The 14,195-nt window shown below is 62.1% G+C and carries 12 protein-coding genes; 5 read left to right on the forward strand and 7 right to left on the reverse strand.

Annotated elements, in window-relative coordinates:
- Positions 1 to 15 precede the first annotated feature (15 nt).
- Positions 16 to 3,105 (reverse strand): multidrug efflux RND transporter permease subunit, encoded by a 3,090-nt coding sequence (locus tag LVW35_RS04735; RefSeq protein WP_233893963.1) that lies wholly within the window; start codon positions 3,103 to 3,105, stop codon positions 16 to 18.
- On the reverse strand, positions 3,102 to 4,268 hold the full coding sequence (locus LVW35_RS04740; protein WP_233893964.1) for an efflux RND transporter periplasmic adaptor subunit: 1,167 nt from the start codon (positions 4,266 to 4,268) through the stop codon (positions 3,102 to 3,104). Before LVW35_RS04740 ends, LVW35_RS04735 begins: the two co-directional genes overlap by 4 nt.
- A 217-nt stretch (positions 4,269 to 4,485) precedes the next feature.
- Between LVW35_RS04740 and LVW35_RS04745 the strand changes: the two genes are divergently transcribed.
- Positions 4,486 to 4,719, forward strand: coding sequence for a hypothetical protein (locus LVW35_RS04745; protein ID WP_233893965.1), 234 nt, complete (start codon positions 4,486 to 4,488; stop codon positions 4,717 to 4,719).
- Positions 4,720 to 4,883: 164 nt separating this feature from the next.
- Positions 4,884 to 5,654 carry a transporter substrate-binding domain-containing protein gene (locus tag LVW35_RS04750; protein WP_233893966.1) on the forward strand — a complete coding sequence of 257 codons (771 nt, stop codon included), beginning with the start codon at positions 4,884 to 4,886 and terminating at the stop codon, positions 5,652 to 5,654.
- A gap of 104 nt (positions 5,655 to 5,758) precedes the next feature.
- Here the strand turns inward: LVW35_RS04750 and LVW35_RS04755 are convergent, their stop codons facing one another.
- From LVW35_RS04755 to LVW35_RS04775, 5 genes are all read right to left on the reverse strand, one after another.
- Positions 5,759 to 6,502 (reverse strand): YkgJ family cysteine cluster protein, encoded by a 744-nt coding sequence (locus tag LVW35_RS04755; protein WP_233893967.1) that lies wholly within the window; start codon positions 6,500 to 6,502, stop codon positions 5,759 to 5,761.
- Positions 6,503 to 6,610: 108 nt separating this feature from the next.
- The gene (locus LVW35_RS04760) at positions 6,611 to 7,093 is read right to left on the reverse strand and encodes a GNAT family N-acetyltransferase (protein ID WP_233893968.1); all 483 of its coding nucleotides are present in this window, start codon (positions 7,091 to 7,093) and stop codon (positions 6,611 to 6,613) included.
- Positions 7,090 to 7,992 (reverse strand): chemotaxis protein CheV, encoded by a 903-nt coding sequence (locus LVW35_RS04765; RefSeq protein WP_016974976.1) that lies wholly within the window; start codon positions 7,990 to 7,992, stop codon positions 7,090 to 7,092. The genes LVW35_RS04760 and LVW35_RS04765 overlap by 4 nt, the downstream gene beginning before the upstream one ends.
- 107 nt (positions 7,993 to 8,099) lie before the next feature.
- Positions 8,100 to 9,074 carry a 2-hydroxyacid dehydrogenase gene (locus LVW35_RS04770; RefSeq protein ID WP_233893969.1) on the reverse strand — a complete coding sequence of 325 codons (975 nt, stop codon included), beginning with the start codon at positions 9,072 to 9,074 and terminating at the stop codon, positions 8,100 to 8,102.
- A 62-nt stretch (positions 9,075 to 9,136) separates the two neighbouring features.
- Positions 9,137 to 10,105 (reverse strand): LysR family transcriptional regulator, encoded by a 969-nt coding sequence (locus LVW35_RS04775; protein WP_233893970.1) that lies wholly within the window; start codon positions 10,103 to 10,105, stop codon positions 9,137 to 9,139.
- 182 nt (positions 10,106 to 10,287) lie between these two features.
- Between LVW35_RS04775 and LVW35_RS04780 the strand changes: the two genes are divergently transcribed.
- Genes LVW35_RS04780 through LVW35_RS04790 form a run of 3 tightly spaced genes read left to right on the forward strand, consistent with a single transcriptional unit; the run spans position 10,288 to position 14,189 of the window.
- A complete protein-coding gene (locus LVW35_RS04780; protein WP_233893971.1) occupies positions 10,288 to 11,799 on the forward strand; it encodes an efflux transporter outer membrane subunit in 1,512 nt (503 codons plus the stop codon).
- Positions 11,800 to 11,809: 10 nt separating this feature from the next.
- Complete coding sequence (locus LVW35_RS04785) at positions 11,810 to 13,999, forward strand: FUSC family protein (protein ID WP_233893972.1); 2,190 nt, start codon at positions 11,810 to 11,812, stop codon at positions 13,997 to 13,999.
- Positions 13,989 to 14,189: a DUF1656 domain-containing protein gene (locus LVW35_RS04790; protein WP_034102272.1), complete on the forward strand. Its 201-nt coding sequence runs from the start codon at positions 13,989 to 13,991 to the stop codon at positions 14,187 to 14,189. Before LVW35_RS04785 ends, LVW35_RS04790 begins: the two co-directional genes overlap by 11 nt.
- Positions 14,190 to 14,195 lie beyond the last annotated feature (6 nt).

Below are 14,195 nucleotides of genomic sequence, written 5' to 3' on the forward strand. Positions count from 1 at the left end.
CTCCAGGGCCGGGCCTCAATCTGTGGTCGCCAACGCAGGCGTTGGTGTGGGCCGGTGGAAAAACTTCTCGAGGTACAAGTATATGACCGGCGTGGTGAACAGCGTCAGTGCCTGGCTCACCAGCAAGCCGCCGACCACCGCGATACCCAGCGGCTGGCGCATTTCCGCGCCGGGGCCGGCGCCGAGCATCAGCGGCACCGCGCCGAGCAGGGCGGCCAGGGTGGTCATGATGATCGGGCGGAACCGCGTGACGCAGGCCTCGTAGATCGCATCCTCCGGCGATAGGCCCTTCACGCGCTGAGCCTCCAGGGCAAAGTCGATCATCAGGATGCCGTTCTTCTTCACGATGCCGATCAACAGCACCAGGCCGATCAACGCCATGATCGAAAAATCCTGGCCCATCAGCGACAGCATGATCAGTGCACCCAGCCCCGCTGACGGCAACGTGGAGATGATCGTCAGCGGGTGCACGAAACTCTCATACAGCACACCGAGGATAATGTAGACCGCCACTAGCGCCGCCAGGATCAGCCACGGCTGGCTGGCCAGCGAGCTCTGAAAGGCCTGGGCCGCGCCCTGGAAGTTGCCGATGATGGTGGTGGGCATACCGATTTCATTCTTGGCCTGGTTGAGCATGATCACCGCATCACCCAAGGCCACCCCCGGCGCCAGGTTGAATGACAGGTTGGCGGCCGGGAACATGCCGTCATGGCTGATGGAAAGCGGGCCCACCGTGGGCGGGTCGACTTTGGCCAGCGCCGACAGCGGCACCATCTCGTTGGTGAGCGGCGAGCGCAGGTAGAAGTAGTTGAGGCTTTCGGTCTTGCCGCGTTGCTGGGTGTCCAGCTCCAGCACCACCTGGTACTGGTTGATCTCGGTCTGGAACTCGTTGATCTGGCGTTGGCCAAAGGCGTCGTAGAGCGCTTGGTCGACATCGGTGGCGGTCAGGCCGAAGCGCGCGGCGGCCTGGCGGTCGATGCTGATGTGGGTGATGCTGCCGCCCAATTGCAGGTCGTTGGACAGATCGCGGAACGCCGGGTTGGCGCGCAGTTTTTCGGTGAGGCGTTGGGTCCAGGTGTTGAGCGTCGGGCCGTCGTTGCTCTTGAGCACGTACTGGTACTGAGCGCGGCTGGGGCCGGAGCTGAGGTTGATGTCTTGCCCGGCGCGCAGGTACAACACAATGCCCGGCACCTTCGCCAGTTTAGGGCGGATACGGTCGATGAACTGGCTGGCGGACACATCACGGTCGCCACGGTCTTTCAAGGCGATCCAGAAGCGGCCGTTTGCGATGGTCTGGTTACTGCCGGTCACGCCGACCGAGTGCGAGAACGCTTCCACCGCCGGGTCGGCCTTGACGATCTCGGCCAGGGCCTTGTGCTTGGCGACCATTTCCGGGTACGACACATCGGCCGCCGCTTCGCTGGTGCCTAGAACAAAACCGGTGTCCTGCACGGGGAAGAAACCCTTGGGGATAAACACATAACCCACCACCGCCAGGGCCAGAGTCACGACGAAGATCGCCGCCATCGTGCGTTGATGGGCGAGCGCTCGGCGCAGGTTGCGTGCATAGCCGGCCAGCAGTCGCTCGCTGAAACCGGGCTTGTCGTGGGCATGATGGGTGGGCGCGCGCATGAACAGCGCGGCCAGGGTGGGTGCCAACGTCAGCGAGACCACCACCGAAATCAGGATGGTCGAGGTGGCCGTCAAGGCGAACTCCTTGAACAGCCGCCCGACCACGCCGCCCATGAACAGCAGCGGAATAAACGCCGCCACCAGCGAGAAGCTGATGGATACCACGGTAAAGCCGATTTCACCGGCGCCCTTGATCGCCGCTTCGCGTTTGTCGAGCCCGGCTTCCAAGTGGCGATGAATGTTCTCTACCACCACGATGGCATCGTCCACCACAAACCCCACGGCGATCACGATCGCCACCAGTGTGAGGTTGTTCAAGCTGAAGCCCATCAGGTACATCAACGCAAAACTGGCCACCAGCGACACACCGAGGACGCTGGACACAATCATCGTCGCCGACAACTGGCGCAGGAACAGCGCCATCACCGCCACTACCAGCAGTATCGCGATCAGCAGCGTGACTTCCACTTCGTGCAGGGACGCGCGGATGGTCTTGGTGCGGTCGGTCAATACGCTGACCTGCACCGACGCCGGCAGCATGGCTTGCAGGCGCGGCAACTCGGCTTGAATGCGGTCAACGGTCTCGACGATATTCGCGCCGGGCTGACGCGAAATCACCAGGTTGACCCCCGGCGTGTCGCCAGACCAGGCCTGCACGTAGGCGTTTTCCGAACCGTTGATGACTTTGGCGATATCCCGCAGTTGAACCGGTGCACCGTCCTTGTAGGACACGATCAACTGGGCATAGTCCTCCGGATGGAATAACTGGTCGTTGGTCGACAGGGTCGACACGCTGTTCTCGCCGTAGATCGCGCCTTTGGCCAGGTTGAGACTCGATTGCTGGATGGCCAGGCGGATGTCGGCCAGGGTCAGGCCGATGGCGGCGAGCTTGTCCGGCGACGCTTGCACGCGGATCGCCGGGCGCTGCTGACCGGTGATATTGATCTGGCCCACGCCGTCGATCTGGCTGATCTGGCGGGCCAGCAAGGTTTCCACGTAATCGCTCAGCTCGGTGCTGGGCATGCTGTTGGAACTGACGCTGAGGATCAGCACCGGGCTGTCCGCCGGGTTGACCTTTTTCCAGGTCGGCAGGCTGGGCATATCGCTGGGCAGCTTGCCGGATGCGGTGTTGATCGCCGCCTGCACTTCCTGGGCGGCGGTGTCGATGCTCTTGGTCAGGGTGAATTGCAGCGTCAGCAGGCTTGAGCCCAAGGCACTGCTGGAGGTCATCTGGGTCATGCCGGGGATGGCGCTGAATTGCACCTCCAACGGCGTGGCCACGGACGAGGCCATCGTGTCCGGGCTGGCGCCGGGCAAAGTAGCGCTGACCTGGATTGTCGGAAATTCCGCTTCCGGCAGTGGGGCGATAGCCAGACGTGGGAATGCAATCAGCCCGAGCAGCACCAGGGCAAAGGTCAGCAGCAGGGTGGCAACCGGGTGGTCGACGCACCAGGCTGACGGTGAACGACTCATGGCCGCACCTTGGCATCAACCGTCTGGATCACCTGCGGCGACTCCTTGAGCACCTCAACCTGCGCGCCGGCCTTGAGTCGCGACTGGCCGTCACTGACCAGCACATCGCCAGCCTGCACGCCTTTGATGATGTTCACGTCGCTGTCCTGGTAGGTGACCTGCACCGGTACCACGTCAACCTTGTCACCCTTGACCCGGTACACGAAGTGGGAATCCAGGCCACGTTGCACCACGGTCGGCGGCACTACCAGGGCGTTTTTGTCGAGGGCGGTCTGGATCTTGATGGTCACCAGTTGCCCCGGCCACAGGCGTTGCGAGGCATTGTTGAACTCGGCTTTGGCGCGCAGGGTGCCGGTAGTGGAACTGATCTGGTTATCGATCAGGCTCAAGTGGCCTTCGCCCAGCAAGTCACCGGTCTGACCGTCGGTGTCGGCGCCCATATAGGCATCGACACTGGCTTGTGTGGGCGCAGCGATCAGGCCCTGCAGAGTCGGCAGCATTTGCTGTGGCAGGGAGAACTCGACGGCAATCGGGTCGATCTGGGTCACGGAGAACAGGCCCTGGGTATCGGCTGTACGCAGGAAGTTGCCTTCATCCACGGTGCGAATACCCACGCGGCCGCTGACCGGCGAGCGAATCTGGGTGTAGGAAAGTTGTACCTGGGCTGAATCGATAGCGGCTTGGTTGCCTTGGGCCGTGGCCTTGAGCTGGTTGACCAGGGCTTGCTGTTGGTCATAGGTCTGTCTGGATACGCCGTCGTCGACGCTCAATGCCTTGTAGCGCTTGAGGTTGACCAGCGCCACCTGCAACTGCGCCTGGCTTTCGCCCAGTTGTGCCTTGGCCTGGTCGAGGTTTGCACGGATCGAGCGGTCATCGATGGTCGCCAAAAGGTCACCGGCCTTGACCAACTGGCCTTCCTTCACCAGCAGTTTAGTCAGGATGCCGTCCACTTGCGGGCGGATCACCACACTGTGCAACGACAGTACCGAACCGATCCCGCTGACAAAGCGCGGGATATCCTGCTGCGCCACGCTCACCACCCGCACCGGAATCGCAGTGGGCGCCGCCAGCTTGGTCTTTGCCGGGCGGGTGAGTGCCCAGGCTGCAACGGCCAACACCACGAGGACACCCGCGATCAGGGCGGTTTTTCGTTGAATGTGCATAGAAGGACGCCAGAGGCGCAGTTGCAAGTTTCAAGCTGCAAGCTGCAAATTGAAGTTCGGATGAAGCCTTTATAGCGCTGCGACCCGGTCAGGATCGTGACGTCAAACTGACAGCCGTGACAGCCAGCGCTCTTAACTTGCCGCTTGAAGCTTACCGCTTGACTCTCCGGCCCCGCTATACTCGCGCTTTTACACCAATAGCCGCGCCGGAGCCCCTATGACTTCCCCGACACAAACCCCTGTTGATGCGGCCGACCTCGTCGATCCGGCCAGCGCCGAAGGCGTTGAAAAAGCCGAGATCCCGGCGTTCAAGTTTCCGTTCAAGCCGGGTGAACTGGCCGGGGCCAAGAATGCCGCCCAGCCCTGGTACAAAAACGGCGCCAAGAACGGCCATACCAAGAGCCCGGGCATGGCTCCGCCGGGGACTCGTCGTTCCATGGGGAAACGTTAAGATTAATCAACTGTATTATTTGGCGGATGTTGCCTACAGCCTCAGCTGATATTTCCGCTTGTAGCCTCGCGACCGTTTCTTGAAAGCTTGCACTGCTTGCGCTTCACCCCGGTTTTTTCAATGGGTGCAGCGCAGGGTGCGTTTTCTGGAAAAGGACGTTTCCTGTGCTTCTGATACACCTCTGTATAGCGCTTGCCCTGTTACTCGCCGTGGATGCCGTTGCAGGCATTGATCAACCACGGCGGGAAATCCGTTTCGGCGTGGCCGCCCTGTTCCCTCCCTTCCAGAGTCGTAACCCGCAAGGGCAATTGGTCGGTCTGAACATCGAGCTCGGCAACGCGCTGTGTCAGCAATTGAATGTGCGCTGTACCTGGGTCGATCAGGTGTTGGTCGAAAATTTCCAAGACCTTGAAGCTCGACACTTCGATGCCATCATCGGTATCGCACCCACACCCGGTCGACGGCGCTGGGTGAGCTTCACCGATAACCTCTATCCCTTCACCACGCGCCTGGTTGCACGCCGAGACTCAGGCCTGATGCCGACGACAAAGTCACTCAAGGGCAAGCGAGTCGGCGTTTTACTGGGGAGCAATCGTGAAGCCTTTGCCAGGTCGCAATGGGCGCAAAAGGGCGTGATCATCAAGAGCTTCTGGCTCAACGACGAACTGGTCCGCAGCCTGATAGCCGGCGATATTGATGCCACCCTGCAGGGCACAGTAGAAATCCGCAACGCGCTGCTCGACACTGCCGCTGGCGAGGATTTCGCCTTTCTGGGCCCCGCCGTTCTCGCCGAGCGGCTGGGCGACGGTGTGGCGATCGCGTTGCGCAATACTGACACGGCGTTACGTGTTGAACTCAATCGCGCCCTCGAACAGCTTAAGCACAGTGGCGAATACCAGCGGATCCTGGCGCCTTATCGTCTGGACGTGCCGTGATGGCTAATTAATTGCGTGGAGCATGAGCTGGATCAGTATTGCTCCCCCGGTGCGCTTAGAGTCGACGCCCTGCCGACTCCTCCAACTACCGAGAGAGTTCTGGTCTAAGCCGCGCGTAGTGGGATAAACGCATAATTGCTTGGCACCTCGGTCGCAATCTGCGCCCCGGCATCCAGCACCTGTTCGGCGATGTCCAGCCCCGACACATGGAACACCCACTCATTGGCCACGGCCGGCTGATCTACCGCCAACTCAATCGCCTGGGCGAATGCGCCCATGTCCGGCAGGTAGGCGGTAAATCCATCGCCCTTGAGCGCTGTGGTGCGAATGCCCAGCAGAGCGCACACCGCCTCCTTGGTCTGTACATCGTCACGATCGGCCTGGCGCGAGAGGCGGATCAATTCGGCCAGTTCCCGATCCATCAACTCCCCTCCGACGATCAACGCCGGCCCCTGTTCCCAGGACTCTGGTGGGCAATCCTTGGCCGCGGGGTTCAGCGGGATATGCGGGTTTATTTCCATCGGGTAGATGCGGCATACCAACGGGCGGCGCTCATAGATGCGGCACCGATTGTCTTCGTCAAGATTCCGGCAGCGCCCGGCGTTGTAGGCGGCAAAGGTGATTGCCACAAACGCCTCGGTATTGCCGCTGGGCACCACCACCGAACGGCGCTCGGCGTGCTCGCGTTGTTGCTGGGGCAGGCCGAGGCCATTGCCCAGGAAACCTTCCACCAGAACGATGACGTTACCGCCGTCCGCCGCCCACATCCGGGCTTCTTCGAGGGTCAGGGGCACATGGTGGTCGGAGCAGCATTTGCCGCAACCGACGCAGGAAAATTGAGTATTCATGGCGGATCTGTCACCAGGCTAGGTCAGAGGGCACGCAAGAACGGTGACGGGTTTTTACCTCTGTTCACCGATTGGGCTCTGTGGAAGCAAGTTACACGCCAGTGCGTGTTAGTCCTGTGGGACGACATCGCGTAGGACAAATTTCATGCCCGCGCTTTCATACAGCTGGCGAGCGCGCACATTGCTCTCCAGCACCTTGAGGTCCACATAGGGTTCGCCGCGTTGCTTGAATGCATGGAAGCTGTGCAGCAACAACGCACGCCCCAGCCCTTGGCCTTGGGCGCAAGGGTGAACGGAGAGGTTCTTGATAAAGGCGCTGGTCCAGCACTGCGCCACGCCGAGAATGCCTTCGTCGTTGCTGACTACCAAGCACAGGGTGGGATCGAACTCGGCATCGGTGGTGAACTGGTGTCGCCAGGTTTCCAGATTGGGCACGCGGCCGCCGCCCTGTTCCTGGGTCAGGCACAGCACGGCATGAATTGCCGGGGCCAGTTCGTCGCGGTAGTGGTCCAGCTGCGTACCGGCGGGCCATTGCGGGGCGGGCAGGCTGCCGCTGAGGTCGCGACGCAACAGTTGGAAATAGTCGCTCACAGACCTTTTTGCGCCACCGTTTGCGCGGCCACCACCAGGCACTTGGTCAGCTCCGGCGAGGAGAATTTGGTGAGCACCGCGTCGGCGCCGGCCAGCCGGGCTTTTTCGCTGTTCATCGCGCTGTCCAGGGAGGTGTGCAACAGCACATAGAGGTGCTGGAAGTCCGGGGTTTCGCGCAGGGTGCGGGTGAGGGCGTAGCCATCCATTTCTGACATCTCGATGTCCGAGACCACCACATTGATCTGCTCGACCGTGCCTTGCAGCTCCAGCAGCACATCGATGGCTTCCTTGGCACTGCGCGCGGTGTGGCAGGTGAGGCCGAGGTTGCGCAAGGTGTGCACCGATTGCTGCAGGGCGACCTGACTGTCGTCCACCACCAGGATGCGTGCGTTGCCCAGCACTTCAGCCTCTTCCATGGTCAGGTCGGTCGGCGCCGCTTCGATCGGTGCCGGCGCGATGCCATGGATGACTTTCTCGATATCCAGCACCTGCACCAAGCCACCTTCCACCTGGGTGACCCCAGTGATGAACGCACGGTTACCGCCGGAGCCATAGGGCGGTGGACGGATGTCGGTGGTCAGGCAGTGCACGATCTTGCTCACCGCCTGCACATGCAGGCCCTGTTTGGAACGGCTTACGTCGGTGACGATCAGGCAGCCGCCGTCTGGGTCCGCCAGGGGCATTTCGCCGAGGGCGCGGCTCAGGTCGATCACCGCCAGCGAATTGCCGCGCAGGGTGGCGATGCCTTTGACGTGAGGGTGGGACTCTGGCAGCTTGGTCAGCGGCGGGCAGGGAATGATTTCGCTGACTTTCAGCAGGTTGATCGCCATCAGCTTGCCGCTGCGCAAGGTAAAGAGCAGAAGCGACAGTGAGTCTGCGCGGGCTTTGGTGGTGGACATAAAAACCTTCTGTGGATCAGGGATGACGATCTATGGAAGGTTATCGACTTGGGGGAGCCAGGCTTTAACCATTTTGTGCGGTACATGACCCCCACAGGGGATTTGTGTCAACCCTTCCAGACTTGCGGGTTCACCAGGTCCTGCGGACGTTGGCCCAGCAGAGCGCTGCGCAGGTTGTCCAGGGCGCGGTTGGCCATGGCTTCGCGGGTTTCATGGGTGGCGGAGCCGATGTGCGGCAGGGTCACGGCATTACTCAGTTGGAACAGCGGCGACTCGGCCAGCGGCTCCTGTTCATACACATCCAGCCCGGCGCCACGGATGCGCTGGCTTTGCAGGGCTTCTATCAGCGCGGGCTCATCCACCACCGGGCCACGGGAGATGTTGATCAGGATCGCGCTGGACTTCATCAACCCCAGCTCGCGGGTGCTGATCAGGTGACGGGTCTTGTCGCTCAACGGCACCACCAGGCACACGAAATCCGCTTCGGCCAGCAGCTCATCCAGGCTGCGAAATTGCGCGCCCAGTTCCTGCTCCAGTGCCGGCTTGCGGCTGTTGCCGCTGTACAGGATCGGCATGTTGAAACCCAGGCGCCCACGCCGGGCCACGGCCGCGCCGATATTGCCCATGCCGACGATGCCCAGGGTCTTGCCATGCACGTCGCAACCGAATAAGGGCGCGCCGACGCTGGCTTTCCACTGGCCGGCCTTGGTCCAGGCGTCCAGTTCGGCCACACGGCGGGCACTGCTCATGAGCAGGGCGAAGGCCAGGTCGGCGGTGCTTTCGGTGAGCACGTCGGGGGTGTTGGTGAGCATGATCCCGCGTTCATTGAAGTACGCCACGTCATAGTTGTCGTAGCCCACTGACACGCTGGACACTACTTCCAGTTTGCTCGCGCCCTGCAACTGCTCACGTCCCAGCTTGCGGCCCACGCCGATCAGGCCGTGGGCGTGGGGCAGGGCTTCATTGAATTGCGCGTTGATGTCGCCCAGCTTGGGGTTGGGCGCGATCACCTCGAAGTCCTGTTGCAGGCGTTCGATCATTGCCGGGGTGACGCGGCTGAAGGCGAGGACAGTCTTTTTCATTGCAGGCGGGCTCATCGACTACGGAAGAATGCCAAGCACGCTAACATTCCTGCTGCCGCTTGTCAGTTGGCCATCCGCGCGCCGCTGAGGCTGCCACTCAACTCATATGCCACCAGTTCCGCTTGATGCGTCGCCAGAATCTCCGGCAATGAACCGCGCAGGTATTCCACCCAGGTCTTGATCTTCGCATCCAGGTATTGGCGCGACGGGTAGATGGCGTACAGGTTCAGTTCCTGGGAACGATAGTTGGGCATCACGCGCACCAGGGTGCCGTTGCGCAGGCCTTCGATGGCCGCGTACACAGGCAACAGGCCGACGCCCATGCCGCTGGTGATCGCGGTTTTCATCGCGTCGGCCGAGTTCACCAGGAACGGCGAGGTGTTGATCGCCACGCTTTCCTGGCCTTCAGGGCCGTTGAAGGTCCATTTATCCAACTGGATCACCGGGCTGACCAGGCGCAGGCAGGCGTGGTTGAGCAAGTCCTGTGGGCGCTGCGCGCAACCTTTGGCCTTGACGTAATCCGGCGAGGCGCACGCGATGCTGTAGGTGATGCCCAGGCGCTGGGACACGAAACCCGAGTCCGGCAGCTCGCTGGCTAGCACGATGGAGACGTCGTAGCCCTCATCGAGCAGGTCCGGCACGCGGTTGGCCAGGGTCAGGTCGAAGGTCACGTCCGGATGGGTACGGCGGTAGCGGGCAATGGCATCGATGACGAAGTGCTGGCCGATACCGGTCATGGTGTGCACTTTCAACTGCCCGGCAGGGCGCGCGTGGGCGTCACTGGCTTCGGCCTCGGCTTCCTCGACGTAGGCCAGGATCTGTTCACAGCGCAGCAAATAGCGTTTGCCGGCTTCGGTCAGCGCGATGCGGCGGGTGGTGCGGTTGAGCAAGCGGGTTTGCAGATGGGCCTCAAGGTTGGAGACCGCGCGCGACACATTGGCCGTGGTGGTATCCAGTTGCACGGCGGCGGCGGTGAAGCTGCCGGCTTCGGCCACGCAACTGAAGGCGCGCATGTTTTGCAAAGTGTCCATGGAGTGTTCTCAGGGGAGATAACAAATTGTGACAGAAAGTTACGCCGTCCAGTGATCCCTACCAACGGATTATCGCCTGAACGGTAACAAAGATTCACAGGAATACCAGCTTATCGTCGTTCATGCCGCCGCCTAGAATTGCGCCACCTTTCCCGCTCCACCCTCTCAGGAATACGCTTGCCGTGCCGCGTCGCATCAGCAGAGAGCTTAAGACTCTCAGTGTTTGGGCTTTATCGTTAGCAATCAGCGGCTGCATCGGAACCGGAGGAGTCGCCCCACAAGGCCAGTCTCTCGACGCCAACCACCTGGCTACCGACGAAGCCATCCAGAGCGCCGCCCAGGACGCCCGCTGGCCCACCGAGCAATGGTGGCAAACCTACGGCGATACGCAACTGAACCGCTGGGTCGAACTGGCCACGCAACATAGCCCGAGCATGGCCATGGCCGCCGCGCGAGTGCGTGAAGCGCGGGCCATGGCCGGGATTTCCAAGTCTGCCGAGTCGTTACAGATCAACAGCGACACCACCCTCAAACGCCACAACTGGCCGAAGGATCAGTTCTATGGTCCCGGCGAGCTGAGCGGTGCCAACACCTGGGACAACAATGCGTCCCTGGGCCTGAGCTACGCCCTCGACCTGTGGGGCCGCGAAAGCAGTGCCACCGAGCGTGCCGTCGACCTGGCGCACATGAGCGCCGCCGAGGCACGCCAGGCCCAACTCGAATTACAGAACAACGTGGTGCGCGCCTATATCCAGTTGTCGTTGCATTACGCCAACCGCGATATCGTCGCGGCGACCCTGGCGCAGCAGCAACAGATCCTCGACTTGGCCAACAAACGCCTGAACGCCGGGATCGGCACCCACTTCGACGTCAGCCAGGCCGAAACCCCGTTGCCGGAAACCCATCGCCAACTGGACGCGCTGGACGAAGAGATCGCCCTTAGCCGTAACCAGTTGGCGGCCCTGGCGGGCAAAGGTCCGGGGGAGGGTGCGCAACTGCAGCGGCCGAGCCTGTCCCTGGCCGCGCCGTTGACGTTGCCGTCGAGCCTGCCCGCGCAATTGCTCGGCCAACGCCCGGACGTGGTTGCCAGCCGCTGGCAAGTCGCGGCCCAGGCCCGTGGCATCGATGTGGCCCACGCCGGCTTCTACCCCAATGTCGATCTGGTCGGCAGCCTCGGCTACATGGCCACCGGTGGCGGCATGCTGGAATTCCTGGCGGGCAAGAAATTCAACTATAGCGTGGGGCCTGCGATCACCTTGCCGATCTTCGACGGCGGCCGCCTGCGTGCGGAACTGGGTGAAGCCAGCGCCGGCTATGACATCGCCGTCGCCCAGTACAACCAGACCCTGGTCGATGCCCTCAAGGGCATCAGCGACCAATTGATCCGCCGCGAATCGATGGACAAGCAAGCCGCCTTCGCCGCGCAGTCGGTGGCTTCGGCGCAGAAGACCTACGACATTGCGATGATCGCCTATCAACGCGGCCTCACCGACTACCTGAATGTACTGAATGCGCAAACCTTGCTGTTTCATCAGCAACAGATCGAGCAGCAGGTACAGGCCGCTCGCCTGAGCGCTCACGCCGAACTGGTAACGGCCTTGGGCGGCGGCCTCGGCGCCGGCAACGATGCGCCACAAAACGCCGAGACCCTCCCGGGCAAAACCTCTGCGGCGCTCGCCGTGTTTGATCACTGAGTAGGACTCGATGACTCCCTTGCCTGCACCGCTGCGCTGGCTGCATTCCCTGGAGTGGCGCCGTGGCTTTTTTGATTGGGCACGCAGCGACGGCGTGACCTGGGTGTATATCTTCAAGGTGTTGATCGCGGCGTTCCTCACGCTGTGGTTGGCCATGCGCCTGGAACTGCCACAATCACGTACGGCGATGATCACCGTGTTCATCGTGATGCAGCCGCAGAGCGGCCAGGTGTTCGCCAAGAGTTTCTATCGCTTCCTCGGCACCCTGGCGGGGTCGGCGGTGATGGTGGTGTTGATTGCCTTGTTTGCGCAGAACACCGAGTTGTTTCTCGGCGCGCTGGCGATCTGGGTGGGCATCTGCACCGCTGGTGCGACGCGCAATCGCAACTTTCGCGCCTATGGGTTCGTACTTGCCGGTTATACGGCGGCGATGGTCGGGCTGCCGGCGCTGGCGCATCCGGATGGTGCCTTCATGGCAGCGGTGTGGCGGGTGCTGGAAATCTCCCTGGGGATTCTGTGCTCCACCCTGATCAGCGCCGCAATCTTGCCGCAAACCTCCAGCGCCGCCATGCGCAATGCCTTGTACCAGCGCTTCGGCGTGTTTGCGCTGTTCGTCACCGATGGCCTGCGCGGGCGCAGCCAGCGTGAAGGTTTCGAGGCCAGCAACGTGCGTTTTATCGCCGAAGCCGTGGGCCTGGAAGGGCTGCGCAGCATCACGGTGTTCGAAGACCCGCACATGCGTCGGCGCAACGGCCGGCTCAGTCGCCTCAACAGCGAATTCATGAGCATCACCACACGCTTCAATGCCTTGCATCAGTTGTTGGAGCGGCTGCGCACCGACGAGGCGGATCACGTGGTGGCCGCCATCAAACCCGGCCTGCAAGACCTTGCCGAAGTGCTCGATGGCTTCTCCGGCCGCGCGCTCACCAGCCCGGATGCGGCGCGCCTGGTCAACCAACTGAGCGTCTACAAGGATGGCCTGCCTGCCAAGGTCCGCAGCCTGCGCGGGGCCTTTCAGGAACAGAACCCAAGCGAAGCCGAACAGCTGGATTTTCATACCGCCTACGAGCTGCTCTATCGTTTCGTCGATGATCTGCACAACTACACGCAAACTCACGCGTCCCTGGCGGAGCACAGACATGAACGGGAGCAGTGGGATGAAACCTTTATCCCCAAGACCAATTGGCTGGCTTGTGCCGCCTCGGGAATTCGCGCGTCATTCATCCTGATCGTGCTCGGCAGTTATTGGGTGGCGACTGCCTGGCCCAGCGGCGCGACCATGACCTTGATCGCCGCCGCCACCGTCGGGCTGTCCGCCGCCACACCCAACCCGAAACGCATGGCGTTCCAAATGGCCTGCGGCACCTTGATCGGTGCACTGGTGGGCTTTGTCGAAATGTTCTTCGTGTTTCCCTGGATCGACGGTTTCCCGCTGCTGTGCGTGATGCTCGCCCCAGTGATCATCTTTGGCGCGTTCCTCGCTTCACGCCCGCAATACGCGGGTGTCGGCGTGGGGCTGCTGATCTTTTTCAGCACCGGCTCGGTGCCGGACAACCTGACGATCTACAACCCTTACACCTTCATCAACGACTACATCGCCATGATCATCGGCATGCTGGTGTGCGCAGCGGCGGGGGCGATCATCCTGCCGCCCAACAGCCGCTGGTTGTGGCGCCGCCTCGAACAGGACCTGCGGGAACAGGTGGTGTACGCCATCAGCGGCAAGCTCAAGGGGCTGGCGTCGAGCTTTGAAAGCCGCACGCGTGACCTGCTGCACCAGGCCTATGGTCTCGCCGTCGGCCAACCGCAGGTACAGCGCGATCTGCTGCGCTGGATGTTCGTGGTGCTGGAGGTTGGCCACGCGATTATCGAATTGCGCAAGGAACAGGCAATTCTTCCGGTGCATCCGGCGTACGCCCAATCCCAGCCTTGGCGCCAGGCGATCCGCGTGATGGGCCGCTCGCTGGTGCGGCTGTTCCTGCAACCCAGCGCGAGCAACCTGGAGCGTGGCCTCATTGCGGTCGACCATGCGATCAGCCGCGTGCAGGCCACCGACGAACCCTTCGCCCCGCACTTTGACACCTCGGCCCTACGCCGGGTGAAAAGCTACCTGCACTTTATCCGCACCTCGCTTTTGGACCCGCAATCGCCGCTGGCGGCTCTGAAAAGTGCCACGCAAGGATCCCCGCATGCCCCGTGAAATCGCCTTCCACGGCGTGTACATGCCGACCATGACCCTGATGTTTTTGATCGCAGCCGCGCTGGCCTGGGCGCTGGATCGCTTCCTGGCCGGGTTCGACCTTTACCGTTTTTTCTGGCACCCGGCGCTGCTGCGCCTGAGCCTGTTCGTTTGCCTGTTCGGCGCCCTGGCGCTGACCGTCTACCGTTGAGAATGC

This window comes from Pseudomonas sp. HN11, from assembly GCF_021390155.1.
Classification (GTDB): Bacteria; Pseudomonadota; Gammaproteobacteria; order Pseudomonadales; family Pseudomonadaceae; genus Aquipseudomonas.